Source organism: Myxococcus sp. AB056 (genome assembly GCF_006547365.1).
Classification (GTDB): domain Bacteria; phylum Myxococcota; class Myxococcia; order Myxococcales; family Myxococcaceae; genus Myxococcus; species Myxococcus virescens.
On sequence record NZ_VHLB01000009.1, the window covers coordinates 19,902 to 43,637 of the forward strand.

Genomic DNA, 23,736 nt, shown 5'->3' on the forward strand with positions numbered 1-23,736 from the left:
TGCAGGGTATGCCGCGCCCAGGCCGAGCGGCCCGCCCTTTTCACCGGCCTGTGCGCTGGAAGTCCAATGAAATGACGTTGCCCTCCTGGCGGGCCTGGAACGGCGCGGACTGCCGGAGCTGGATGGTGATGAGCACATCCCGCCCGGACGCGCTCGGGTCCACCCGGAGCACCGGCGTCGCGAAGTAGGACGTGTCCAGTGGCAGCGTGTTGTTGCTGGCGTCCACGCGGGTGTTCTCCAGCTCCAGCACCACGGTGCGGCCCCGCTCCGACACGGAGTAGCTGACCGGCTCGTTGGTGCGGATGAACACGCGCGAGGCCCCCGACTGCTGCTGGAAACCCACCAGCGTCAGCGTCTTGCGACGCGAGGACACCGCGGCCACCGAGCCGGAGCTGCTCGGCCGGGAGGGCGCCACCGCCTGATTCTGGCGGCTCTCCCGAGACGCACGAGCCTCGGCCTGACGCTGACGGCGCTCCTCGGCGGCGGCCTCCTGCTGGGCCCGGCGCTCCTCCGCCGCGGCCTGCGCGGCGGCACGACGCTCCTCGGCGGCGGACTGCTGAGCGGCCTTCCGCTGCTCGGCCTCGGCCCGGGCCGCGGCCTTGCGCCGCTCCTGCTCCTCGGCGGCGGCCTGCTGCTGGGTCCGGCGCTCGTCGGCGGCGGCCTGCGCGGACGCGCGCGCGGCCTCCTCCTGGCGACGCCTCTCCTCCGCCGCGGCCTGCGCGGACGCCTTCGCCGACTCTTCCTGGCGCCGCTTCTCGTCGGCGGCGGCCTGCGCCGAGGCACGCGAAGCCTCCTCCTGGCGCTTGCGCTCCGCCTCGGCCCGAGCCTGCTCCTCCTGCTGGCGCTGAGCGGCGGCCCGAGCCTCGTCCTGACGCCTCGCCTCGGCCTCCGCGTCACGTTTCGCGGCGGCGGCGGCTTCTGCGGAAGCCCTCTCCTGGGCCTCACGCTCGGCGCGCGCCGCGGCGGCGGCATCCGCGGCGGCCTTCTCCTGGGCCTGACGCTCCGCCGCGGCGGCAGCGGCGGCCTCCGCGGCGCTGCTTCCCGCCTGGGGCTGCTCGGTGCCCGGCGCCTGCGCCACGGCTTGACCTCCGCCGCCCGCGACGCGAACGACGAGCTGGTTGCCCTGGGCCTGGATGTCCGCCTCCGCCTCGCGCTCATAGCCGATGAGCACTCGCGCGATGGATGACGCCTCGGAGCCATAGCTGGCGGTGCGGATGGCCGTCACCGTGCCATTGCCCACCTCGATCTCCTCGGGCACGTCGGAGAAGACGGCCTCGGAGATGTCGATGACAAGCCGCGGCGGGTCCGTCATGGTGAACGTGGTGAAGTTGGCCTTCTGCGAGCCGGAGATGGTCACCGTCCCACCGTTCACCTGCACCGCGGTGATGGTGTTCAGGTTCGTGGCCGGCGCCTGCGCGAGCGCCACGAAGGGCACGAGCACCACACCGAGCAGCCACGCGGCAAACGGCTTCATCGACCACACCCCTTCACGTTGACAGAAGAGCGTAGAGGCTATCACGCACCAGCGTGCCTCCAACTTTCCGTCCAGACGCGTCTAGCGGAGCCGCGGAAGGCTCGGCGAGCGATACCGGTGGGTCCGCGCGTACTCGATGAGGTTCTTGATGTCGTAGCAGATCTGCCGGATGTCATGCCCCATCGTCAGCTCGATGTGGCTATTGCCCTTCACCGGACGCCAGAGCAGATACTCACTCTTGGCGGCGCGATACACGCTGCGCGTCGACTCAAGCGAGGCCAGTGGGTCCAGGTCCCCGAAGATGATGGCCATGGGCACCTCGATGCGACCGAAGCCCCGCTTGAAGTCGAAGCCGGTGCGGTAGCAGACCATCTCTCCCCGGCGAATCCACCGCGCGAACTGCTCTAGCACCCGGCGCGGCTCCCGCTCTCCCCCTTCGCGAAGCAACCAGCGGATGTCATCCGCGCTCACCCGCTCCGGATTGATGAGACGGTTCAATCGCGTGGTGAGTTGTTGATACAGCGGCGAGTCCTCAGCCTTCGCGAGCTGGCGCTCCAGCGACTTGAGGATGATGTCCACCGGCACCGCGTCGAAGCGCAGCGTCCGCCGCGCGCGGGGTGACAGCCGGCGTCCCAGGCCCTTGTTCAACACGCCCACGCCCCGCGCGAGCAGCGAGCGCCCTGCCCCCTCCACCTTGCTGCCCACGTTGAGGCTGGCGAGCGTCAGGTCGATCATCCCGGCCAGCATGGGCGCGCCGTGCGCCAGCAGACGCAGCAGCATGAAGCCGCGTCCCAGGTCCGCCGGGGAGCCGATGGTGATGAGGCCTTCGAAGTCATTGTGGATGCCGGCGTAGCCGTAGCCCAGCATCCCGCCCATGGAGTGGCCGCAGTAGAAGATGCGCTCGCGCCGGGTGATGCGCTTCACGCCGGAGACGGCCGCTGGCAGGTCGTAGAGGAAGTAGCTGTCGATATCCCAGCCGTAGTCGAGGTCCGGCGGCAGGGGGCGCTTGAAGCGCTCGGCGCGCTCCCTCTGGAACGCGATGGAGCTCTTGCCGTGGCCACGCAGCTCCAGGATGTGGATGTCCACCCCGAAGAAGAGCAGGTTCTTGACGAACTGCCCGCTGGTCCAGGTGTGCCGGTTCTGTGAGAAACCGTGCACCAGCAGCAGGGGCTCACCAAACAACGGTTGCGGAAAAGGCTGCTTCACAGGACGGTAGCGGGTGATGACCAGCGACCAGCCGTCCGCCGTCTCCACGACGTACTTCGTCTTCGAGTAAAGCGCCCTGAAATCGACTTCGTCGATGGAGGGGATGGGTGGCCCCGATGTCGCGGCGGCTCTCCAGTCCGGCAGGCGCATGTCTTGAATCTACGGCGGCTGATGCATCGCGCCAAGGTTTCGATACATGCGAGCCTTCATCATCCCGACAAGGAACAGTGAACCTGTACAAAGGACGAGGTCGTTCGCGGCCGCCCGCTTGCGCGCCGCGGCAAGGGCCGCGTCCGCATCCGGCCAGGCAGTCACGTCCGCGCACAACGCGCGCGCCTCTGCCAGGTAGGCCTCGGGAGCCAGCGAGCGAGGCGTCTCCAAAGGCGTGAGCTGCACCGAGGCACACTCGGGCAAAAGCGCTCGCATCATCGGCCCCCGGTCCTTGTCCCCTACCACGCCGAAGACGAGGTGGAGGCGACGCCCCGGGTAGAGGTCCTTCAGCGACGCGAGCAGCACCTCCACGCCCGCCGGGTTGTGTGCGCCGTCCAGCAGGAGGATGGGCTGCTGCCCCACCTCCTCCAGGCGCCCTGGCCAGCACGCCGACGCCAGGCCCGCACGCGCGGCCTCGGGTGGCACGGTGACGCGGCGCTCCTGCAAGGCCTCCAGGCAGGCGAGCGCCACCGCCGCGTTCTGCCGCTGATGAGGCCCCCGCAGCGCGACGGACAGCCCATCCAGGGACCAGGTCGCCCCGCGGTACGACAGGCCGCCATCTGGCTGACGCTCGCCCGTGAAGTCACGCCCCTCCAGCCGCACCGGGGCCCCGACTTGCTCGGCCTTGCGGAGGATGGCTTCCAAGGCCTCCGGGGCCTGCCGCGCGACGACACACGGCACGCCCGGCTTGAGGATGCCCGCCTTCTCGCCCGCGATGGCCGCCAGCGTGTCGCCCAAGTACTCCATGTGGTCGAAGGACACGGGGGTAATCGCCGTCACCACCGGGCTGGCGGCGGTGGTGGCGTCCAGCCGGCCGCCCAGGCCCGTCTCCAGCACGGCCACATCCACGCGCACCTGGGCGAAGTGCCACAGGGCGACGATGGTGCCGAACTCGAAGTAGGTCATGGGAGAGGACACGGCGCTGGGGTAGCGCTCCAACACCTCCAGGATGCGCAGGCCGAAGTCCGCGTCGGAGATGTCCTCGCTGTCCACGCGGATGCGCTCGTTGACGCGCACCAGGTGCGGAGACGTGTAGAGCCCCACGCGGTGCCCGGCGGCGTGAAGCGACGCCGCCGTCATGGCACAGGTGCTGCCCTTCCCGTTCGTCCCGGCGACGTGGAGCGCCGGATACCGCCGCTCCGGGTGGCCCAACGCGGCCAGGGCCTCCTGCACGCGCTCCAACCCCAGCTTGATGCCAGAGGGGTTGAGCTTCGTGAAGAAGGCCAGCGCCTCCTCCGGTGTCCGAGGCGCGCTCAGCCCAGCAGCCCCAGGATCTGGCCCAGCTTCGCGCGCAGGTCCTTGCGGTGGACGATGGCGTCGATCATCCCATGGTCCAGCAGGAACTCGGAGCGCTGGAAGCCCTCCGGCAGCTTCTGGCGGATGGTCTGCTCGATGACGCGCGGACCGGCGAACCCGATGAGGGCCTTGGGCTCGGCGAGGATGACGTCGCCCAGCCACGAGAAGGACGCAGCGACGCCGCCAGTGGTGGGGTTGAGCAGCACGGAGATGTACGGCCGCGTGCCGGTGCGGAAGCGGGCGATGGCCGCCGACGTCTTGGCCATCTGCATGAGGGAGAAGATGCCCTCCTGCATGCGCGCGCCGCCCGACGCGGAGAAGACGATGGCGGAGCACTTCAGCTCGTGCGCGCGCTCGAAGACGCGGGCCACCTTCTCGCCCACGACAGAGCCCATGGAGCCGCCCATGAACTCGAAGACGAAGCAGCCCACCGACACCTGGTGGCCCTGGATGCGGCCCACGCCGGAGATGAAGGCATCCGGCTCGCCCAGGTTCTTCCGGGTGGACTTCAGGCGGTCCTTGTACTTCTTCGAGTCACTGAACCCGAGCGGGTCCTGCGGCTCCAGCTCCTTGTCGAACTCCTCGAAGCTGTCGGGGTCCAGCAGCGCCGCCAGCCGCGCGCGAGCCGCCCAGTAGTGGTGGTGCTCGCAGTGCGGACACACCATCCAGTTCTTCTCCAACTCCTGGCGGTAGATGATTTCGTCGCACGTCTCGCACTTCGCCCACAGACCCTCCATGCGGGACGGGCGGGGCTCGGCTTGCGGTTCGGTGTCGACGGCGATGCGCGGCTTCTTCGAGAACCAGGCCATGGGGTGGGCGGGGTTAATCCGGCCGCATTCGGCCGTCAACCCTTCCGTATGGCGCGACGCGTCTACAGCTCGAAGGTATCGCCCAGCTCCAGCACTTCCACCGGCAGCTCGGCCAGCTCCTTCTTGAGCTGCGACACGAAGGCGGGCTTGAGGTGATACAGCAGCACCGAGGCGCCGTTGCGCTCGAACTTCTGGAGTTCCAGGCTCAGCGTGTGCGGCGTGAGGTGGCCGGAGATGTCGGCCAGCGACTGGAGCTTGTTGGGAAAGGACGTCTCCAGCAGCAGCGCCTTGAGGTTCTTCGTCTCGTTCAGCGCCTTCCACAGCTTGTCCGTGGGGCCGGTGTCTCCGCTCATCGCCAGGGCGCTCTTGCCGTTGGAGATGATGAAGCCGCACGACTCCACGGGGTGGCTCACCGGCACGCTCCGCACGGTGTAGGGGCCCACCTGGAAGCTGCTGCCAGCCCGGAACGTCTTGATCTGCAGCACGGGCTTGCGCTTCGTCGGGATGCGGGTGAAGTCCGGCCAGAGCGCGTTGTTGAACATGTTGTCGCGCAGGGCCCGGGCGCACTCGCGCGAGGCGTAGATGGTGACCGGGGTGTCGCGCCGGCCGATGACCAGGTCCGCCATCAGCGGCAGGTCCTTCACATGGTCGAAGTGGCTGTGCCCCACCAGGACGTGGTCCACGCGGCACAGCTCATCCAGCGACAGCGTCCCCGTGAGCGCCCCCGCATCGAGCGCCAGCACGTCATCGACGAGGAAGCAGGTGCTCTTGCAGTTGGGTAGCTCGCCGCCGTGGCAGCCGAGGACTCGCAGCTTCACGCTAGAGGTCTCCGAACTTCCACTTCATCTCCAGGTATTGGAGGAAGTCGTGCAGCCTGGCCGTGTCCGGCACGGTCATCCGGTCCCCGTTCCGCTCGACCAGACCGGAACGCTCCAGCCGGTCCACCACGGCGCGGACCGCGGGCTCGCCCACACCAATCTGGCGCGGCAGTTCCCGCACTGAGAAGTCGATCTCCACACCCTCGTCCAGCGGACGGCCCCGGCTCTGGCAGGCCTGGATGATCTGGTGCACCACCCGGCTGGCCGGGTCGTTGTGCAGCAGGTTCTCGATCTGGGCGTCCGCCTCGGAGAGGCGTTCGGCCAGCTTCTTGATCATCCGGACGGCGATCTCCGCATTGCCGCGGATCATCCCCTCGAACGTCTTGGGGTCGATGACCAGCAGCCTCGCGTCCTCGTTGACCGTGGCCGAGGCATTGCGCGGCTTGTTGGAGATGATGGCCATCTCCCCGAAGAACTCACCGGGGCCCAGGACGGCGAGAACCTTCTCGACGTCACGGACCCGCTTGGAGATGGCCACCCGTCCTGCCTGGATGACGAACATCTCCTTGCCGGCTTCTCCCTCGCGGAAGAGCTCGGTGCCCTGGGGGAACTCCTTGCCGAAACGTTGAAAGAGGGTTTCCTCGGCGCCCATCCTGCAAAGGAGTCAATCAGCCCACACTCGCCCGGTCAAATTCCCTTTTCTGTGCGCGCCGGTGGGACAGCCGACACGCCACGCGAGACACCGGCGCGGGGGCCGGGTAGAAGGCCGCCCGTGGGAACGACCTACAAGCAGTCCGGAGTAGACATCGAGGCCGGCGACGCGTTCGTCGAGCGCATCAAGCCCCATGCCGCGCGCACCATGCGCCCTGAAGTCATGGGCGGAGTGGGCGGATTCGGCGGTCTGTTCGCCCTGCCACCAGGCAAGTACCAGCAGCCGGTGCTGGTGGCCGGCACGGACGGCGTGGGCACCAAGCTGAAGGTGGCCTTCGCCGCTGGACGCCATGGGACGGTGGGCATCGACCTGGTGGCCATGTCGGTGAACGACATCCTCACCTGCGGCGCCGAGCCCCTCTTCTTCCTCGACTATTTCGCCACCGGGCGCCTGGAGGTCGACGACGCCGCCGAGGTGGTGAAGGGCATCGCCCTGGGCTGCGAGCAGGCCGGGTGCGCGCTGCTGGGCGGCGAGACGGCGGAGATGCCGGGCTTCTACGCGCGCGGCGAATACGACCTCGCGGGCTTCTGCGTGGGCGTGGTGGAGCGCGCGGCCATCATCGACGGCAAGAGCGTGAAGCCGGGTGACGCGCTCATCGGACTCCCCTCCTCTGGCCTGCACAGCAACGGCTATTCGCTGGCGCGCAAGGTGCTGCTGGACGACGGAAAGCTGGCCCTGGACGCGACGCCCGAGGGCCTGGACCGGCCGCTCGTGGACGCGCTGCTGGAGCCCACGCGCATCTACGTGAAGGACGTGCTGGCGCTGCTCCAGGCGGTGAAGGTGAAGGGCCTGGCGCACATCACCGGCAGCGGCATTCCGGGCAACCTGCCCCGCTGCCTGCCGGACGGCACGCGCGCGGTGCTGAGTGAGAAGACCTGGCCCAAGCCGCCCATCTTCGACCTCATCGCGAAGCTGGGGAGCGTGGCCCGCGACGAGATGTTCAACACGTTCAACATGGGCCTGGGGCTCATCCTCGTCGTGGCGAAGGAAGACGTCGCCCAGGCGCTGAGCGTGCTGAGCGGCCGGGGCGTGCAGGCCTTCGAGGTCGGCCGCGTGGAAGCAGGCCAGGGTGAGGCCACGGCGGTCATCGACCCATGAGCGGCCAGCGGGTCCGCCTGGGCGTGCTCGTGTCCGGCAGCGGGAGCAATCTCCAGGCGCTGCTGGACGCCTGTGCGCGCGAGGACTTTCCCGCCGAGGTCGCCTGTGTGGTGTCCAACGTCTCCACCGCGTTCGCGCTGGAGCGGGCGCGCAAGGCGGGCGTGACGGCCAAGGTGGTGGACCACAAGGCCCACGCGACGAAGGCGGACTTCGAGAAGGCCCTGCTGGACACGCTGCGCGCGGCGAACGTGGAGTGGGTGTGCCTGGCGGGGTTCATGCGCCTGTTGAGCGCGGACTTCCTGGGCCACTACGCCGGGCGGGTGCTGAACATCCACCCGTCGCTGCTGCCCGCCTTCCCGGGCCTGCATGCGCAGCGACAGGCGCTGGAGCGAGGCGTGAAGGTGGCCGGGTGCACGGTGCACTTCGTGGACGCGGGCACCGACACGGGGCCCATCATCGCGCAGGTGGCCGTGCCGGTACTGCCGGATGACGACGAGAAGACCCTGAGCTCACGAATCCTCGCGGAGGAGCACCGGCTCTACCCGCTGGCAGTGCAGCTCGCCGTGACGGGCAAGGTGACGCTGGACGCTGCCCGCACGCGCGTGGAGGCGCGGGCCACGGTGGGCGAGCTGGCGCTTCGGAATCCTGGCGCGACGGTCGACCCGGCGTGAGCGGAACGAAGACGTTCGACCCGGAGCCGGAGTTCCCCAGCGCCGCATCAGGGGATGACGGCGACGTTCAGCCACTGGAGGCCGCTTTGGTGCCGACCAACGACGGGGTGATCGCCGGCGAGCAGCAGCCCACCGGGCTACTGGGCGGACTTGCGTCCCCACGAGACGAGCAAGGCTCAACCGCCCTGCCCTCGCAGGCCGAACGAATCACCGCGCTCCAGGAAGCTCGCGTGGTGCTGGTCAGTGCCTGCCTCCTGGGCGAGGCGTGTCGGTACGACGGCCGCTCCCAACGCTCCGAGCGCGTCCTCGCGGCGCTGGCGGACAAGGACGTCATCCCCGTGTGCCCGGAAGTGGCCTCGGGCTTGCCCGTGCCGCGCCCTCCCGTCGACCTGCGAGGAGGCACGGGTGTGGACGTCTGGGCTGGGCGCGCAGTCGCAGTGGAGCGCGCCGCGGGCACCGACCGGACGGAGTCCTTCCAACAGGGCGCCCGGCTCGCGCTCGAAGCGGCACAACGCTTCGGCGCGACGGTGGCGCTGCTGAAGGAGAAGAGCCCGTCGTGCGGCAGCCAGCGAGTCTACGAGTCCGGCCAGCTCCGCGCGGGCGAAGGCATCACCACGGCGCTACTCCGCGCGAAAGGCGTCACCGTCCTCAGCGACGAGGACCTCTAGCAACAGTCCCTACCCGCGCGCTGGCACCTTCCACGTGTCGTGAGGCAGCGGCGCGAAGAGCGCCTCCACCATGTCTTCGGTGACTTCCGCCAGCGTGGAGGGCCGCCAGTGCGGCTTGTTGTCCTTGTCCACGAGCACCGCGCGGATGCCCTCACGGAAGTCCGGCCGCGCCGTCATCGACTGGCTGAGCCGGTACTCCACGTTGGCCATCTCGTCGTAGTCGCGGGTGCGCCCCATCCGGAGCTGGCGCAACGTCACCTTCAAGCTGGCCGGGCACCTGTGAAGCAACGTGGCCCACGTCTCCTGGGCCCACGGCGTGCCCTCCAGCTCCAGCGCCTGCTGGATGTCGTCCACGCGCTCGGCCGCGAAGCACCGGTCGATGGCGGCGCGCTGCACCCCGAGTGGCGACGTGCCCGCGTCCGCGTGGAAGCCGGCCAGCACCGTGTCCACCACCGTGCTCGCCGCGCCGGTGCCCCAGGGCGCACCCACCAACGCGTCCAGTACCGCCTCCAGCCGCGCGGACTCCACGTGGTGCGTGGCGTAGCCCAACCACATCGCGTCCGCCGCGCCGCACCGGGCCCCCGTGAGGCCCAGGTACGTGCCCGACTCACCCGGGAAGCGCGGCAGGAACCAGCCGCCGCCCACATCCGGGAAGAGCCCGATGGCCGTCTCCGGCATGGCCAGCACCAGCTTCTCGGTGACGACCCGGTGGGTGCCGTGAATCGACAGGCCCAGCCCGCCGCCCATGCAGACCCCGTCCACCAGCGCGATGAACGGCTTGCCGAAATAGTGGATGCGGTGGTTCAGCCCGTACTCGGCGCGGAAGAACGCGCGCGACAGCCGCTCCTTCTCGTCGACGGACGCGTCCCCCACCGACAGCGCCACCGCGCGTACGTCTCCGCCCGCGCAGAAGGCTCGGCCGCCCGCCCCCCGGATGACCACGGCCTGGATGGACGGGTCCGCCGCCCAGGCGTCGAGCGCCGGGTGCAGCTTGCGGCACATGCCCAGGGTCAGCGCGTTCAGGGCCTTGGGCCGGTTCAGGGTCACCACGCCTACCGCACCACGCGTCTCGAGCAGAAGGTCGTCCGTCATGGCGCCGGGGATATCAGGCGAGCAGCCCCTTGGGTGGATTCATTGGTCCACCGCGGGGACAGACGCGCTATGGGGAACGCATGACCTCCGCACTGGCGCCCCTGCGTGCCGTCGTCTTCGACATGGACGGCACCCTCGTCGACAACATGCAGTTCCACAACGAGGCCTGGGTCTCGTTCGCCCAGAAGCTGGGCTTGCCGCTGACCGCGAACGACTTCCAGAGCCGCTTCGCCGGCAGGAAGAACGAGGAGATCATCCCCGAGCTGCTCGGCCGCCCGGTGGCCCCGGATGAAGTGGAGCGCATCGCCGAGGAGAAGGAGAACCACTACCGAACCCTGTACCGGCCGCACCTGAAGCTGCACCGGGGCGCGGCGGCCTTCATCCAGCGCTTGAAGGAGGCCCACGTCCCGGCGGCCATCGCCACCGCGGCGCCCCAGGGCAACCGCGAGCTGGTGCTGGACGGGCTCGGCCTCCGTCCCCTCTTCGCGAGCATCGTCGGTGCCGAACAGGTGACGCGCGGCAAGCCCGCCCCGGACATCTTCCTGGCCGCCGCCAAGGCGCTGGGCGTGGCCCCCACCGAGTGCCTCGCCTTCGAGGACGCCGTCCTGGGCATCATGTCCGCCCGCGAAGCCGGCATGACGGTGGTGGGATTGACCACCGCCGCGCCGGAAGCCGACCTCCGCAAGGCCGGCGCGCACTGGGTGGTCCAGGACTTCACCCAGCTGCCCCCTGCGCTGGAGCAGCGCCTCTTCAGCGCCCAGGCCCGCTGATCCGCCCTCCGCGGGCGCGCCGTGGTGAAAAGGGCGCCAGCGGCGAGCACGTTGTGTAGTGTTGCCCGCCTCATGGCGACGTCCTCTGCCAAGCTCAAGCTTCCCGCCGGGCCGTCCCGGCATGTCTACGACGTCATCGTGCTCGGCAGTCAGCTGGGCGGTGCGCTCGCGGCGGCCCTCCTGGCGAAGCGCAACCACCGCGTCCTGCTGGTGGAGCACGACGGCATGGGGCCCGGTTACGAGCACGGCGGCTATGTGCTCCCCTATGCCCCCTTCGTCGCTCCGCCGCTCAAGGCCATGCCCGCGGTGGAGGAGGCCCTCACGGAGCTGGGCCTCAACGCCAACGTCCAGCGCACGCTGCGGCCCCACGCGCCGGAGCTGCAGCTCCTCATGCCTCGCAGCCGCCTGGACCTCCATGGCGATGCCGCCCGCCGCAAGGCCGAGGTGACGCGCGAGCTGGGCGAGGAAGGCGAATCCCTCTTGGGCGCCCTGGCCGGCGCCGCCGCGCAGCACGAAGCCAGTGATGCCTTCTTCAAGGCGGGCCCCGCCCTGCCACCGGACGGCTTCTTCGAGGGCTGGGGCCTGAAGAAGCTCATCCGGGCCCATCCCGGCCTGGAGACGCCGCCCCGGCTCACGGGAGACAGCGCTTCGGTGTCCCTGGTGCGGGGGCTGCTGCCCTTCGTCACCCACCTGGACCGTCCGGAGGCGCCCTTGGCGCTGACTCGGGCCATGTCCCAGGTGCTGTCGGCGCCTTCCTACTTCCCCGGAGGCCATGAGGGCCTGCGCGAGCTGCTCGCCCGCCGCGTGGCGGAGCTGGGCGGAGACGTGCTCGGGCGCGACAACCCGACGGGCTTCATCGTGGAGGAGCTGGCCTTCGACGGCAGCAAGTTCGCGGGCATGAAGCTGATGCGCTCGGACACCATGTACCGCGCGTCCTGCCTAGTGGCGGCCACGGACGCGGGCGCGCTGCGGCGGCTGGTGACGGACAAGAAGCACCACCGCGGCCTGCTGGAGCACCTGGACCAGTCCAACACCAAGGCCCTGCTCTTCACCGTGAACTGGGTGGTGCCGGAGTCGGCGCTGCCCCGCGGCCTGGGCGAACTGGCCCTGCTGGACACGGGGGACGCGGAGCTGGGGCCCGTGCTGATCCAGGTCCACCCCGCGCGCGCGGCCCCGGCGCACGGCGGCAAGGAGGCCAAGGCGACGGAAGGGCTGCGCGTGGTGTGCGCGGGCGCCTTCGTCCCGGCCTCGGCGCGAGATCTGGGCGAGGAGCACCTCCAGGGCCTGGCGACGCGCATCGACGAGCACCTGGACGCGCTGATGCCCTTCACCGCCCAGCACCGCGTGCTGCGCTCGGCCCCCTACCTGGACGCCGGCGGAGTCCGTGGCAGCCGGCTGATGCCGCACCCCTTGTTCAGCTTCGAGTCGGAAGCCGTCCTGGGCGTCACGGGTTTGACTCAGCGCACGCCGGCCAAGAACATCTTGCTCGCCAACCGCGAAGTCCTCCCCGGGTTGGGGCTGGAAGGCGAGCTGCTCGCGGGCATCCGGGCCGCGCGGCTGGTGCAGGATATGTTGAAGAAGAAGGATCCGCTCAAGGGTTGATCCTGGATCTAAGGCTGGATTTCCAGGCCGTTATCTGGCAGGTTCCGCCGCTCTTATAATCGGCAGGCGTCCAACGCCCCAGTTTTCAAGGAGTTAGAGGTCATGGCGTGGAAGTGTGACTTGTGTGGCAAGCGTCCGCTGGTGGGTAACAACGTCAGCCACGCGAACAACAAGACCAAGAAGCGGACCCTGCCGAATCTCCAGAAGATCCGGGCCAGCGTTCAGGGCAGCACCCAGCGCGTTCTCGCGTGCACCCGCTGCATCAAGGCGGGCAAGGTGACGAAGGCCGCTTGAGGTCCTCTCGCTCGAGGGAGGGCATGACGCGCGTCTCACCACCGCGACTGCCCCCCACGAGCGGTTTCATTCCGTGTGGACGCCGCATCCCTGCTTGGTTTTCGAGCAGCGCGGTGGTTCGCCGGTGGCATGACGTATTGGCCGCCATTCGTGCGGTTCGTGCCGTATTCCTCTCCAGGGAAGCGGTGTGAGCCGTCGCGGATGCCTTGCGGGCACGCATCCTGGCGAGCCTGCCTTGAGCCCGTGGCCTCACCCCCAGCGCTGAACCTCGCGGACCTGGGGTGAATGTCTCGCCGTCAACTGGCGCGAGGTGTCCAGTCGTTCTAGGTAAGCTGACACCGTGAGCAGCGTCAATCTGATGGCCCGTGAAGTGGCCGCGAAAATCGTTTTCTACGGACCGGGCCTTTCCGGGAAGACGACCTCGCTGAGGAAGATCTACGAGACTGTCCGCCCCGCACACCGCGGCGAGATGATGTCCATCGCCACGGAGGGGGACCGGACGCTCTTCTTCGACTTCCTTCCCGTGAAGGTGGAGCGCGTGGGCGACTGCTCCGTGCGACTGGCGCTCTACACCGTGCCGGGCCAGGTCTTCTACAACGCCACCCGCAAGCTGGTGCTCCAGGGCGCCGACGGCGTGGTCTTCGTGGCGGACTCGCAGCCGGAGGCCATGGACGCCAACCGCGAGTCCCTGGCCAACCTGGAGGAGAACCTCTTCGAGCACGGCACCCGCCTGGACCGCTTCCCCCTGGTGATGCAGTGGAACAAGCGGGACCTGGACGGCGTGCTGCCGGTGGAGGTGCTCCGCAAGGAACTCAACCCCCGAGGCGTCCCGGAGCTGGAGACGTCCGCCGCCAATGGCCGCGGGGTGCTCGACACGCTCAAGGCCATCACCCGGCTGGTCATCAAGGACCTGCGCGCCAAGCGCATCGTCCCGCCGCCCCGCCCCACCGCGAGCGCACAGCCCGCGGGGCTGGAGGCCCAGCTCACCCAGCACCTGCAGCACCGGCAGCAGCCCGGCGCCGCCGCGTCCCAAGCGGTGCAGGGTGGCGGCCCGGTGCCTCGCGTGGCCCCGGTGGCCGTCATGCCGCCTCCGCGCGTGGAGCCGACGCCCATCCCCGCGCCCCAGCCCGGACCGAAGCTGCTGGGCGCCGCCAGCGCCCTGGCGCCGGGCGACATGTTCGACCATGCCCGCGCCGCCGAGGCCGCGTTCATGACGGGGGACTACGCCACCTGCGTCACCGCCTGCACCGACGCCATCCGGCGCGCGCTGGCCTTCGCGGGCGAGGGCTCCCTGGGACAGCAGGCCTTCCTGCTCCGCGTAGACGGCGCCGACCTGCTCCGGCTCCAGGGGCTGGCCACGCAGCAGCACCTGCGCGTGGATGACGCCGCCTTCTCCCTGTACGTGATGATGCAGGTCTTCATCCGCCTCAACGCGGTGGGCCTGCCCAACGGGGAGTAAGTAGCCTCCGCCCCGCTCAGCGCGGGAAGACGAGCTGCAGCAGCCCCATGCGCTGCAGCTTCGCCAGCGTCTTCAGCGTCTCCAGCTCTCGCGCTGGACTGGCCAGCACCAGCGTGGACACGTCCCAGGTGCCATTCACCAGCCCGGCAATCTGCCGCTCCTCGGGCTTGAGCAGCGCCTGCCCCTGCGGGTCGTGAATCATGAGGGGCACCATCAGGGGCGGCATGTCCGAATAGAGCGCCGCCACGTGCTCGCGCTGCACCAGCCGGGCGAATTCGCGCACGCGCCGGTCCGCCGGGTCGCTGGCCAACAAGGACGCGCAGACAATGCCCGCGGCGTCGTACTGGCCCTCGCGCATCAGCACCGCGCCCTTCTCCAGCATCTCCGCCACCGGATCCGCCTCCACCTGCGGCGCCCCGTCCACCTCCACCAGCTTCGACCGCAGCAGTTCGTGCACGCGCCGGGTCACCGAGGAGCGGGACACGCCCATGGACAGGCGCAGCCGTCCCAGGTTCTGCGGCGACGTGCACAGCCCCAGGATGATCCGGTGCATCAGGGGCTGGCTCGGGCTCGGCGGCGCCAGCGCGCGCACGCTGAGCGCGTCGATGGGCAGCGCCTTGTCCACGTCGGGCTGCTCATCCACCCACCGGAGCGACTCGAAGAGCAGCTCGCGGATGCCCATGTCGGACGGCACCCAGTCCTCACCGGAGCGGTCCGCGTCCTCCGTCCAGTGGAAGGTGCCGCGGCCGGCGATGGTCAGGTCCGTCATCGCGGCGAACAGCTCCTCACGGCCCAGGTCCCGAATCCACCGCGCCTGGATGCCGTGGATGTCGAACGCGGCGTCCACGTCCGGCGTGCGCGCCAGCTCGTCGAAGCCAGCCAGCACCTTCGTCCCCGACGCCAGCTTGGACAGCGTGAGCAGCCGCGCCACGCGTCCGCGCAGTCCTTCGGCCGCGGTGGCACCCACCTGGCCAGAGAGAAGGAAGAGCTTGCGCTCGCCGGCTTCCCAGGAGAGCTGGAGCGTCCCCGTCTTGCGGGAGCTGTCCAGCCATTGAAGGAACTCGGGAAGCGGATAACTGAAGAGGTCGCCGTGGAGGGCCATGCGTGTCGGATTCGAGGATACAGTCCCCAGCCGTGCGCGTCGCGCTCCTGTTCATCGATGGTGTGGGGATTGGCCGGAAGGACCCGGCCGTGAATCCGCTCGCCCACCGGGAACACCTGCTATCCCACTTCGAGGACGCCCCCAGCCCGCCCCTCCCCTACGGAGGCCGCTGCATCCCCACGGACACCACCTTCGGCGTCCCCGGCCGGCCCCAGTCCGCGTCCAATCAGACGGCCATCCTGACGGGAGACCCGGCCCCCGCGCTGCTGGGCCGCCACGTCCTCGGCTACCCCAACGCGCCGCTGCGGGGGTTGATGGCGGACCGCTCCATCATCCGGCGGCTGGGCGCGGCGGGCCGCACCGCCACCTTCGCCAACGCCTATCCCGCCCCCTATCTGGACGCGCTGGAGGTCCCCCGCCGGCCCAGCACCTCCCCGCCGGAGCTCGTCCTGTCCCCGGAGTCGCGCCGCAAGGTGAAGCCCTCCGCCTCCAAGCTGGCCTTCGCCGCGGGGGGCATCCCCCTGCGGACGCTCGATGACGCCCGCGCCGGGGACGGGCTCACCCACGACATCACCGGCGCCAGCGCCCGTGCCTACGGACTGCCCGCGCCGGAGCGCACGCCCGAGGAAGCCGCCGCCGTGTTCTGGGACATTGCGTCAGCCGCGGACTTCACCTTCTTCGAGCACTACCTGGCGGACGAGGCCGGTCACGCCCAGGACTGGACGGCCGCCCTGGCCGCGCTGGACGCGTTCGACGCCTTCACCCGCGCGTTGGTGGCCACGCGCCCCGCCGACGCCCGGGTGCTCGTCTGCAGCGACCACGGCAACGTGGAAGACCTCTCCACGCGGGGACACACGCTTCACCCCGTGCCCGTGCTCTACTTCGGCCCACCCGCGCCCGAGGTGGAGTCCTTCTCCACCGTGGCCGATGTCGGACGCGCGGTGGTTCGCTGGTTGGGTGCGGAGTGAGTCAGGAGTCACCAGCAACGAAGGGCCGTCGCGGCAGTCCCGGCTGGGCAGCGGTGCTGCTCGGCGTGAGTCTGCTCACCGGCTGCTACGCATCCCAGAGCGCCCGCGTGCTCGTCGGCAAGGGCACCGGCGCCGGCATTGACGTCGAATACCAACCGCGCGACACCGAAGCGGCCGTGCAGGTGAAGCTCGCCGTCGAACGCGCCATTCCCCGTCTCCAGCGCTGGGGCACCTTCGACGACCCCGTCACCATCGTCGTGCACCCCAACCACGCGGCGCTGGAGCGCGCCGCCAACCGCCCGGGGCATGACTTCCTCCGCGCCTGGGCGCGCTACGAGCAAATCGAGCTGCAGAGCCCTCGAACCTGGACGGCCCGAGGCGCCAGCCAGGGCCAGGTGGACGAACTGCTGCTGCACGAGCTCACCCACAGCCTCATGTACCAGGTGGCCTCGGACCGGCTCGGCTGGACACGCAAGCGGATTCCCCTGTGGTTCCGCGAAGGCATGGCCTCCTACACCGCCGAACAGGGCTACCGCGTCTCCAGCCTGGACGACCTGGAGCACTACTGGCGCCAGCACCCCAACGCCGACCCCTTGTCGCAAGCCGACGCGCTCTACCAGTCCGAGAGCGGCGTCGTGTATGGCGCCGCCCACCACGCCTTCACCTTCCTGGCGCGCCGCTATGGCGAGGACACCATCCGGAACGTACTGCGCGGCATGAGCCAGGGCCCGGACTTCGACAGCGCCTTCCAGCGTGCCGTGGGCGTCACCCAGGAGAGCTTCCTCCAGGACTTCCGCCGGTACGTGCGCCTGCGCGGCTTCAAGGGCGCCAGGCAGCTCCACCCGGCGCGCCCCCGGCCTGCGAGCCCCATGCCTGTCGCGCCCTCACCTACCCCTCAGTAAGGCGCGACTGGGGCACGGAGCGTGGCTACGGCTTCGCCGCCGGGGACTCCAGCGCCGCCGGGCTGGTGAGAATCGGCGGGCGGTCCTTCCCCTCCATGGTGCGCTGGAGCTCCAGTTCCTGCAGCAGCATGGCCGGCGCCACGGTGGACACCGGGACGTTGCCACTCTCCGCGCCGCAGAAGCCGTTGAAGACGCCGGGCTTCTGCCCCGAGGCGAGGATGCGGTTCACCGCCGACAGCGGCGTGCCCACGATTTCCACGCCGCGCACCAGCGTCTCCTTCCCCGTCTTCACATCCACCCGGTACACCATGCGCGGCACGCCCTTGAAGGCCTGGTAGCCGTAGCCAGACGTGTTGGTGTTGCCCCCGGTGATGTCGCGGATGATGAGGCCAAACGGCTTGCCCTGACGCTTCGCCTCGGCAATCAGACGCTTTTTCAGCTCCGCGTCGCTCACGCCGTTCGTGCTCTCCACCATCAGGTTCGCCATGCGCGCCACCGGCTTCAGGTTGCCCTGGCTGCGGCCGTGGCCGTTCGACTGGAGGAAGCCTTCCACCGGCCTGCGCCCCTGGAGGTAGTTGCGCAGCACGCCCTTCTCCACCAGCGTCACCCGCTGGCCGCGCACGCCCTCCTCGTCGAAGAGGTAGTAGCCGTTGAGCGGCTCGTTCTGGAGCACGCGCCGCGTCGGGTCGTCGTGGATGGAGATGAACGACGGCAGCACCTGCTTGCCCACCTGGCCCTTGAACGTCTTGCCCTCGTTGTCACCTTCCTGCCGGTCTCCCTCCAGCCGGTGCCCCACCGCTTCGTGGAAGAGCACCCCGGCCGCTTCCGGAGCGAGGATGGCGGGCCCCGTGTACGGGTCGATGGCGGGCGCCGCGCGCAGGGCCAGCAGCTCCTGGATGACGTCATCCGCCGCCTTGTTCAGGCGCGCCACGTCCGGCAGCCCCGCTTCGGTGGGCACATAGAAGTTGCGCGAGTTGTCCAGCAGTTGCCCGTCTGGCGCCCGGGTGACGGCGGAGACATGCAGGCCATACAGCGTCTCCTCGGTGATGATGCGGCTGCCTTCCGAGGACACGAACAGCCGCGTCACCTTGTCCTTGGTGACGCGCACCTCCGAGTCGAACAGCTCCGGGTGCGCGTTGAAGCGCGCCGACACGTCGCGGGCCACCTTCACCCAGCGCTCGCGGTCGAACGGAGCCTCCACCGGCGGCTCCACGTGCTTCACCGGCTTCTCGCGCGTGAAGGACGGCGGACGCTTCGGGTCCTCCACCGCGTAGACGTTCTCGCCCTTCTTCTTCAGGTACTGGAACAGCGCGGACTTGTACTTCTCATCGGTGATGAGCCACAACGAGGTGCGCAGCGCCAACGGCGAGTCGTCCAGCGGCCCTTCCTTGCGCGACACGTAGCTGGTGCCCTTGGTTGAAAAGCTGAACTCCAGCCCCTCCGCCACCGAGCTGTCGAAGTCGTAATCACCGACGCGCACGTCCACGTACAGCTTCCGCTCACGGTAGCCGTCGTCCATGAACAGCGCCCCATAGCGCGCGGAGATCGCGTGCTGCTCGTAGTCCTTGAGCTGGTAGCTCATGAAATACGGGGGTTCGTGGTTCTGCATCTTCAGCTGCTGGTGGTTGCGCGCCAGCTCAGCGGACATCGCCTCGAGCAGCTTCACGCGCGCATCCGGCACGGGCGCCGCCGCCGTCAGCAGCGCCGAGAGTGCCAGCAGGGGCAACACGGTTCGAAGGAGGGATTGCACGGCCCCGACACTAGCCCATCCCTTCCACGATACGAGCAGCTCCACGCTCACGGATGCCGCGAAGGCGGAATCCGTGAACGAGGGGCCCCCCGCACGGAGGGTCGGTTTCCGAGCGGGCGGCGAATGACTGTCAGGCCTTCGTCACTTTCTCACGACCCTTGCTGACACCCTTGGTGGCATTGCGCGTGTCGACGACGACCTTCGCGCGGTCCACCAACATGGCGTAGTCGATGTCCGAGTGGTCCGTGAGGATGAGGACCGCGTCGTACTGGCCCAGCGTCTCCGGCTTCAGCGGCACGGACTTCATCTCCATGTTGAAGCCGTGGCCCTTGTGCAGCTCGGGGACGTACGGGTCGTGGTACGACAGCTCCGCGCCCTTCTCCGCCAGCAGCGTCATGACGCGCAGCGACGGACTCTCACGCATGTCGTCGATGTCCTTCTTGTACGCCGCCCCCAGGCAGAGGACCTTCGCGCCGTTGAGCGTCTGCTTGTTCTTGTTCAGCGCCTCCATCGTGCGCTGCACCACGTAGTACGGCATCTGCCAGTTCACCTCGCCGGCCAGCTCGATGAACTTGGTGTGGAACTCGTACTCGCGCGCCTTCCACGTCAGGTAGAACGGGTCGATGGGGATGCAGTGCCCACCGAGGCCCGGGCCCGGGTAGAAGGGCATGTAGCCGAAGGGCTTGGTGCTCGCGGCCTGGATGGCCTCCCACACGTCCACGCCCATGCGGTCGCAGAGCATCTTCATCTCGTTGACCATGGCGATGTTGACGCAGCGGAAGATGTTCTCCAGCAGCTTGGTCAGCTCCGCCACGCGGGTGGAGGACACCGGCACCACTTCCTTCAGCGCGCTGCCGTAGAGGGCCGCGGCCATCTCGGAGCACTCGGGCGAGTAGCCACCGACAATCTTCGGAATCGTCTTGGTGTTGAAGCTCTTGTTGCCCGGGTCCTCGCGCTCGGGGCTGAAGGCCAGGTAGAAGTCCTTGCCTGCCTTGAGGCCGTTCTTCTCCAGCAGCGGCTTGAGCACCTCCTCCGTCGTCCCCGGGTACGTGGTGGACTCCAGGATGAAGAGCTGTCCAGGACGCACGTGCGGCGCGAGCGCCTCACCCGTCTGGATGATGTAGCTCATGTCCGGCTCACGCGACGCGGTGAGCGGCGTGGGCACGCAGATGATGACGCAGTCCATGTCCTTCGCCTTGGCGAAGTCCGTGGTGGCCTTCAGCTTGCCCGACTTGCTCAGCTCCGCCAGCGGAGCGCCGGGGATGTGCTTGATGTAGCTCTCCCCCTTCTCGATTTTGTCGATCTTCCGCTTGTCGACGTCGAGCCCCATGACGGGGAAGCCCGCCTCCGCGAACGCCATCCCCAGCGGAAGACCGACATAGCCAAGCCCGACCACACCCACCCTCGCGTCCCGCTTCTTGATGCGATCCAGAAGCGGGCTGCTCACCATCACCCTCATCGTCCTCACCTCTCCTGATGCGACGTGCCGTTAAGACGGTCACGCCCCGACCCGACACTCAGCGGAAAACGACCACCCACCTCAACCACGCCGGAGGCGTCACCTGCCCCCGGAACTCCACCGCCAGCGACGGCACCACCCGCCCGTACCCTGGCGAATACTTCGACGGCACCAACCGCGCCGTCAGTCCCTTCTCCAGCACCACCCAGGCGAGCGGGGCCCCTTCCGGCCCCAGCTCCACCACGAGCGGCTCGAACGACACCGGCTCCTCCATCACACGACCCGCGCGTGACAGGACCTGCACCTGAGGCGACACCACTCGCGCCTGTTCATCTGGCAGATGGAATCTGCCCACCACGTCATGCCGGCCCGTGCCCACGAAGCGGTCACGTCCGGCCAGAGCGCGCTCGCCCCGGTCCAGCCGGAACGTGCGCTCGATTCCCACCGGCGCGGGCAGCCGGCGGTAGCCGTCATGCCGCACCAACAGCCTGTCCACTGACTTCCCCGGCAGGAAGGCCACCACCCGCGCCCGAGCCTCCTCCGGCAGCGCGAACAACCGCGCCTCATCCAGGGGCGCCTGCTCCGCGCCATCCACCTGCACCGTGTTGTGCGCGGCCGTTCCGCGGAACCAGTTCCGCAACGCGGGCTCTCGCGTATAGGTGCCGGTGCCCGGATCCACGATGACGGGACGCCCGTCGACGTGGAGTTCGAAAGAGAGTTTGTCGTTGTGGCTGTGCCCCCCGACACCGCCTTGTCCCTGCTTGCCGGCGCTGACAGTGATGACGACACCCGCGCCGCGCAAGATGTGAAAACCACCCTCCGGAAAGCTCACCGACACGGGCGCTGGCGCGGGCGCGAGCGCGGCGAAACGCGCCTGCCCGGCGCGGCCCAGCAGCCACGCGGCCTCGTCCACGAACTCGCCGCCGCCCAGGCCCGCATCGCCGAAGAGCGCCGCGCCCAGGCCCACCAGATAGCCGTGCGCGTTGTCCTCGCGATCGCGCAGCGGGAAGACGCGGCCGGAATCATTGTCGCCAATCTGTGGCGCCAAGCCCTGCTCGGAACACCACGCGCGCACGGCGTGGAACATGCGACGCAGCCGGGACTCGTACTTGGGCCCCAGTGGCACACCCGCGCCGCGCGCGGCGAGGTACGCCAGCGTGAACAGCTCCACCGACAGGCGATGATAGGGAATGGAGCCCTCGAAGGACGTGCCCTCGAGGTGCACCTGCTTCTCCATCTGTTCGCGCACCCCCCCCACCGCCAGCGACACCTGCTGCGACGCGCCCGGCAGCTCCGGGAAGAGCAGGCCCACCACCAACAGGCCCACGTAGTTGGAGACCAGGTGGTTGTTGGGCACCGCGCCGCGGTCCTCCAGGTGGGCCTCCACCCAGGCGGTGTGCTCGGCCAGCGCGCTCAGCACCGGCACCAGGAAGTCCGGCCGGGTCACCGCGGGCGCGGTGGAGAACATGGCCAGCGCCTGCGCCAGGTTCGCGGCGCGCAGCGCCACCTCCATGGGGCACGTCCAGTGCACGCCCTGCCCCACGGGGTTCGCCTGGAGGAAGTCCAACACCTGCGCCACGAAGGCATCCGCCAGCCGCGCGCGCACGTCAGCGGCCGTCTCCACCCAGTAGCCCTGGCCCAGCGCCACGACGCTGTCGAGCCGCCCCATCACCCACGGGTACTTCGGGTCGCTCCCCGCCACGGCGAGCGACAGGCGCTCCACGGGCTCCACCGGATAGCGGTGACCACTCACCGGATCCAGGGACCAGTCCACGGGACGGCCCTCGCCGAAAACCACCGGGGTGCCGAAGACGTCCCACTCCTGGCGAAGCGCGGCCTGGGCACGGGCCCGCGCGCGCTCCAGGCCGCCGGGCACCGAGGCGAGCGCCTCCAGCACCGACGCGCGCTGAGAGACTTCACACCAGATGCGTGAGCTGCGCTGGCCCAGCGCCAGCTCCACCAGCTCCACGCCATCCGTCGCGCCGTAGCACTCGAGGAGCTGCACCTCGTCCGCGCGCTCGCGCCGACGATAGAGTGCCTGCCGCGCCACACCTTGGACACGCCGCACAGCGCTGCGCGCCAGTCCGCCTGGTGCAAGTCGAGCGATCGCCGCGTAGTAATCGAGAGTCCCCATTCGCCCCTTCCGCCACCCGTGACGGATGCCGTTAGCAAGTGCCTGGCCAGGAGCTGTTTCTTAGGAGTTGAGCGGGGTTGCGCGGCGCCTCCGTACCCCCTGACGGTAAAAAGTGGGGGGCTCACACGCCCTGAAGGGAAAAGGATTTCCGATTCGCGGGCGTCCGGCGCCCTCCCTGGGCAGTGTTGCGGCGCGTGCGTGGCGTGCCCATACCTTCCCGCGTGCTGGCAGGTGCTTGGACGGGGTGGCGCATCGGCAGCGAGTCCGATGCAGGGGTGGAACAGGCGCTCGTGGAGGTTGCCGAGCGTGCCTTCCGCTGTGGTGCTCGTGCGGGATTGGAGTCCCTGGTACGCGAGGCCCAGCGGATGACGGGGGCTTCCGGAGCGGCTTTCTATGACGGACGCGTCTGTGTCGCGGCGACAGGGGTCGTCACGGCCACGCGCGCCCGGGGAAGGATGCGTCGTCGGCCGGCCCTGGTGGTGTGGCCCGAACGGCCCACCGACCGGGATGCGCGGGTGCTCGCGCGAATGTCGGCGTTCGGCGCCGTGCTGCTCGCGGCGCATGCCCGGGAGTCGGACGCGGCGGCGCGGCACGTGCAACTGCTGAAGACGCAGCGGCGATTGGAACGGCGGGTGGTGAACCAGGAGCACCGGCGCTCCCGGGCGTCACACGACCTCAGGACACCATTGATGGTCATCAAGGGATACGTGGACATGATGCTGAAGGGAACGGCGGGCGGGCTGACGGCCCCCATCCAGCGCTACCTGGAGCGGCTGCGCCGCTCGGCGGACGACCAGAGCGCCATCATCGAGCGCCGGCTGGCGAAGGTGCAGGACGAGGGCGTGGAGGACCTGCGCCCCCTGCTGCGCACGGCCTTCATCCCCGCCGCGCGCGGCCCGCGCGTCGTGGACACGACGATGACGCTCCCGGACCGGCCGGTGGCCATTCCGGGCTCCCGCGATGACGTGGAGCTGCTGGTGCGCGCGCTGGCCCGCGCGGTGGCGGCGTCGGGCGCGCCCACGGCGGTGCGCGTGGAAGCCGTGGGGGACGCGGGCGCGTGGCAGCTGCGCGTCAACATCCGCGGCGGCAAGGCGCTGCCGGAGAAGACTGTCACGCTGCTGCGGCACCTGACGCAGCGGCTGCGCGGTGGCCTCTCGTTGCCGGAGGAGACCGGCAACGGCTGGGTGGTCCACCTGCCGGTGGATGACACCGTGCCCGTGGCGCCTCGCGACGCGTGAGGCG

Annotated in this window: 21 protein-coding genes; 10 read left to right on the plus strand and 11 right to left on the minus strand. The window is 69.5% G+C overall.

Annotated features, from left to right (window positions below; all coding sequences use genetic code 11):
- Positions 1-40: 40 nt before the first annotated feature.
- The 6 genes from FMP39_RS06050 to FMP39_RS06075 all read right to left on the minus strand — a co-directional run bounded on the left by FMP39_RS06050 (position 41) and on the right by FMP39_RS06075 (position 6,465).
- Complete coding sequence (locus FMP39_RS06050; RefSeq protein WP_141589047.1) at positions 41-1,537, minus strand: AMIN domain-containing protein; 1,497 nt, start codon at positions 1,535-1,537, stop codon at positions 41-43.
- Positions 1,538-1,555: 18 nt separating this feature from the next.
- Entirely contained in the window at positions 1,556-2,830 is a 1,275-nt protein-coding gene (locus tag FMP39_RS06055) for an alpha/beta hydrolase (protein ID WP_141589048.1), read from the minus strand.
- A gap of 9 nt (positions 2,831-2,839) precedes the next feature.
- Complete coding sequence (locus tag FMP39_RS06060; RefSeq protein ID WP_141589049.1) at positions 2,840-4,072, minus strand: folylpolyglutamate synthase/dihydrofolate synthase family protein; 1,233 nt, start codon at positions 4,070-4,072, stop codon at positions 2,840-2,842.
- 71 nt (positions 4,073-4,143) lie between these two features.
- Entirely contained in the window at positions 4,144-4,995 is an 852-nt protein-coding gene (gene accD, locus FMP39_RS06065; RefSeq protein ID WP_090489023.1) for an acetyl-CoA carboxylase, carboxyltransferase subunit beta, read from the minus strand.
- A gap of 62 nt (positions 4,996-5,057) precedes the next feature.
- Positions 5,058-5,813, minus strand: coding sequence for an MBL fold metallo-hydrolase (locus FMP39_RS06070; protein ID WP_011552771.1), 756 nt, complete (start codon positions 5,811-5,813; stop codon positions 5,058-5,060).
- Position 5,814: 1 nt separating this feature from the next.
- The gene (locus FMP39_RS06075; protein WP_090489024.1) at positions 5,815-6,465 is read right to left on the minus strand and encodes a Crp/Fnr family transcriptional regulator; all 651 of its coding nucleotides are present in this window, start codon (positions 6,463-6,465) and stop codon (positions 5,815-5,817) included.
- Positions 6,466-6,585: 120 nt separating this feature from the next.
- On the opposite strand from FMP39_RS06075, the gene purM reads away from it, so the two are divergent.
- The 3 genes from purM to FMP39_RS06090 are packed head-to-tail and all read left to right on the plus strand — an operon-like array spanning position 6,586 to position 8,962.
- The gene (gene purM, locus FMP39_RS06080; protein WP_141589050.1) at positions 6,586-7,623 is read left to right on the plus strand and encodes a phosphoribosylformylglycinamidine cyclo-ligase; all 1,038 of its coding nucleotides are present in this window, start codon (positions 6,586-6,588) and stop codon (positions 7,621-7,623) included.
- A complete protein-coding gene (gene purN / locus FMP39_RS06085) occupies positions 7,620-8,294 on the plus strand; it encodes a phosphoribosylglycinamide formyltransferase (protein WP_141589051.1) in 675 nt (224 codons plus the stop codon). The genes purM and purN overlap by 4 nt, the downstream gene beginning before the upstream one ends.
- Positions 8,291-8,962, plus strand: coding sequence for a DUF523 domain-containing protein (locus FMP39_RS06090; protein ID WP_228557715.1), 672 nt, complete (start codon positions 8,291-8,293; stop codon positions 8,960-8,962). The genes purN and FMP39_RS06090 overlap by 4 nt, the downstream gene beginning before the upstream one ends.
- A 9-nt stretch (positions 8,963-8,971) precedes the next feature.
- Here the strand turns inward: FMP39_RS06090 and FMP39_RS06095 are convergent, their stop codons facing one another.
- On the minus strand, positions 8,972-10,054 hold the full coding sequence (locus tag FMP39_RS06095; RefSeq protein WP_141589052.1) for an enoyl-CoA hydratase/isomerase family protein: 1,083 nt from the start codon (positions 10,052-10,054) through the stop codon (positions 8,972-8,974).
- An 80-nt stretch (positions 10,055-10,134) separates the two neighbouring features.
- Between FMP39_RS06095 and FMP39_RS06100 the strand changes: the two genes are divergently transcribed.
- The 4 genes from FMP39_RS06100 to FMP39_RS06115 all read left to right on the plus strand — a co-directional run bounded on the left by FMP39_RS06100 (position 10,135) and on the right by FMP39_RS06115 (position 14,179).
- A complete protein-coding gene (locus tag FMP39_RS06100) occupies positions 10,135-10,824 on the plus strand; it encodes an HAD family phosphatase (protein ID WP_141589053.1) in 690 nt (229 codons plus the stop codon).
- Positions 10,825-10,896: 72 nt separating this feature from the next.
- The gene (locus tag FMP39_RS06105; protein ID WP_141589054.1) at positions 10,897-12,426 is read left to right on the plus strand and encodes an NAD(P)-binding protein; all 1,530 of its coding nucleotides are present in this window, start codon (positions 10,897-10,899) and stop codon (positions 12,424-12,426) included.
- Positions 12,427-12,528: 102 nt separating this feature from the next.
- Entirely contained in the window at positions 12,529-12,720 is a 192-nt protein-coding gene (rpmB, locus tag FMP39_RS06110; protein WP_011552763.1) for a 50S ribosomal protein L28, read from the plus strand.
- 340 nt (positions 12,721-13,060) lie between these two features.
- A complete protein-coding gene (locus FMP39_RS06115) occupies positions 13,061-14,179 on the plus strand; it encodes an ATP/GTP-binding protein (protein WP_141589055.1) in 1,119 nt (372 codons plus the stop codon).
- A gap of 16 nt (positions 14,180-14,195) precedes the next feature.
- Here FMP39_RS06115 and FMP39_RS06120 read toward each other — a convergent pair whose 3' ends face one another.
- Complete coding sequence (locus tag FMP39_RS06120) at positions 14,196-15,281, minus strand: DUF4388 domain-containing protein (protein ID WP_011552761.1); 1,086 nt, start codon at positions 15,279-15,281, stop codon at positions 14,196-14,198.
- Positions 15,282-15,313: 32 nt separating this feature from the next.
- On the opposite strand from FMP39_RS06120, the gene FMP39_RS06125 reads away from it, so the two are divergent.
- Both FMP39_RS06125 and FMP39_RS06130 read left to right on the plus strand, forming a co-directional pair.
- The gene (locus FMP39_RS06125; protein WP_141589056.1) at positions 15,314-16,249 is read left to right on the plus strand and encodes a metalloenzyme; all 936 of its coding nucleotides are present in this window, start codon (positions 15,314-15,316) and stop codon (positions 16,247-16,249) included.
- The gene (locus tag FMP39_RS06130; RefSeq protein WP_141589057.1) at positions 16,246-17,151 is read left to right on the plus strand and encodes a hypothetical protein; all 906 of its coding nucleotides are present in this window, start codon (positions 16,246-16,248) and stop codon (positions 17,149-17,151) included. Before FMP39_RS06125 ends, FMP39_RS06130 begins: the two co-directional genes overlap by 4 nt.
- Positions 17,152-17,176: 25 nt before the next feature.
- Here the strand turns inward: FMP39_RS06130 and FMP39_RS06135 are convergent, their stop codons facing one another.
- From FMP39_RS06135 to FMP39_RS06145, 3 genes are all read right to left on the minus strand, one after another.
- On the minus strand, positions 17,177-18,901 hold the full coding sequence (locus FMP39_RS06135) for a TldD/PmbA family protein (RefSeq protein WP_228557717.1): 1,725 nt from the start codon (positions 18,899-18,901) through the stop codon (positions 17,177-17,179).
- A 130-nt stretch (positions 18,902-19,031) separates the two neighbouring features.
- On the minus strand, positions 19,032-20,351 hold the full coding sequence (locus tag FMP39_RS06140) for a nucleotide sugar dehydrogenase (RefSeq protein ID WP_141589131.1): 1,320 nt from the start codon (positions 20,349-20,351) through the stop codon (positions 19,032-19,034).
- A gap of 67 nt (positions 20,352-20,418) precedes the next feature.
- Entirely contained in the window at positions 20,419-22,410 is a 1,992-nt protein-coding gene (locus tag FMP39_RS06145; RefSeq protein ID WP_141589132.1) for an alginate lyase family protein, read from the minus strand.
- Between the two features lie 305 nt (positions 22,411-22,715).
- Between FMP39_RS06145 and FMP39_RS06150 the strand changes: the two genes are divergently transcribed.
- Positions 22,716-23,732 carry a HAMP domain-containing sensor histidine kinase gene (locus FMP39_RS06150; protein ID WP_228557718.1) on the plus strand — a complete coding sequence of 339 codons (1,017 nt, stop codon included), beginning with the start codon at positions 22,716-22,718 and terminating at the stop codon, positions 23,730-23,732.
- Positions 23,733-23,736: the final 4 nt, after the last annotated feature.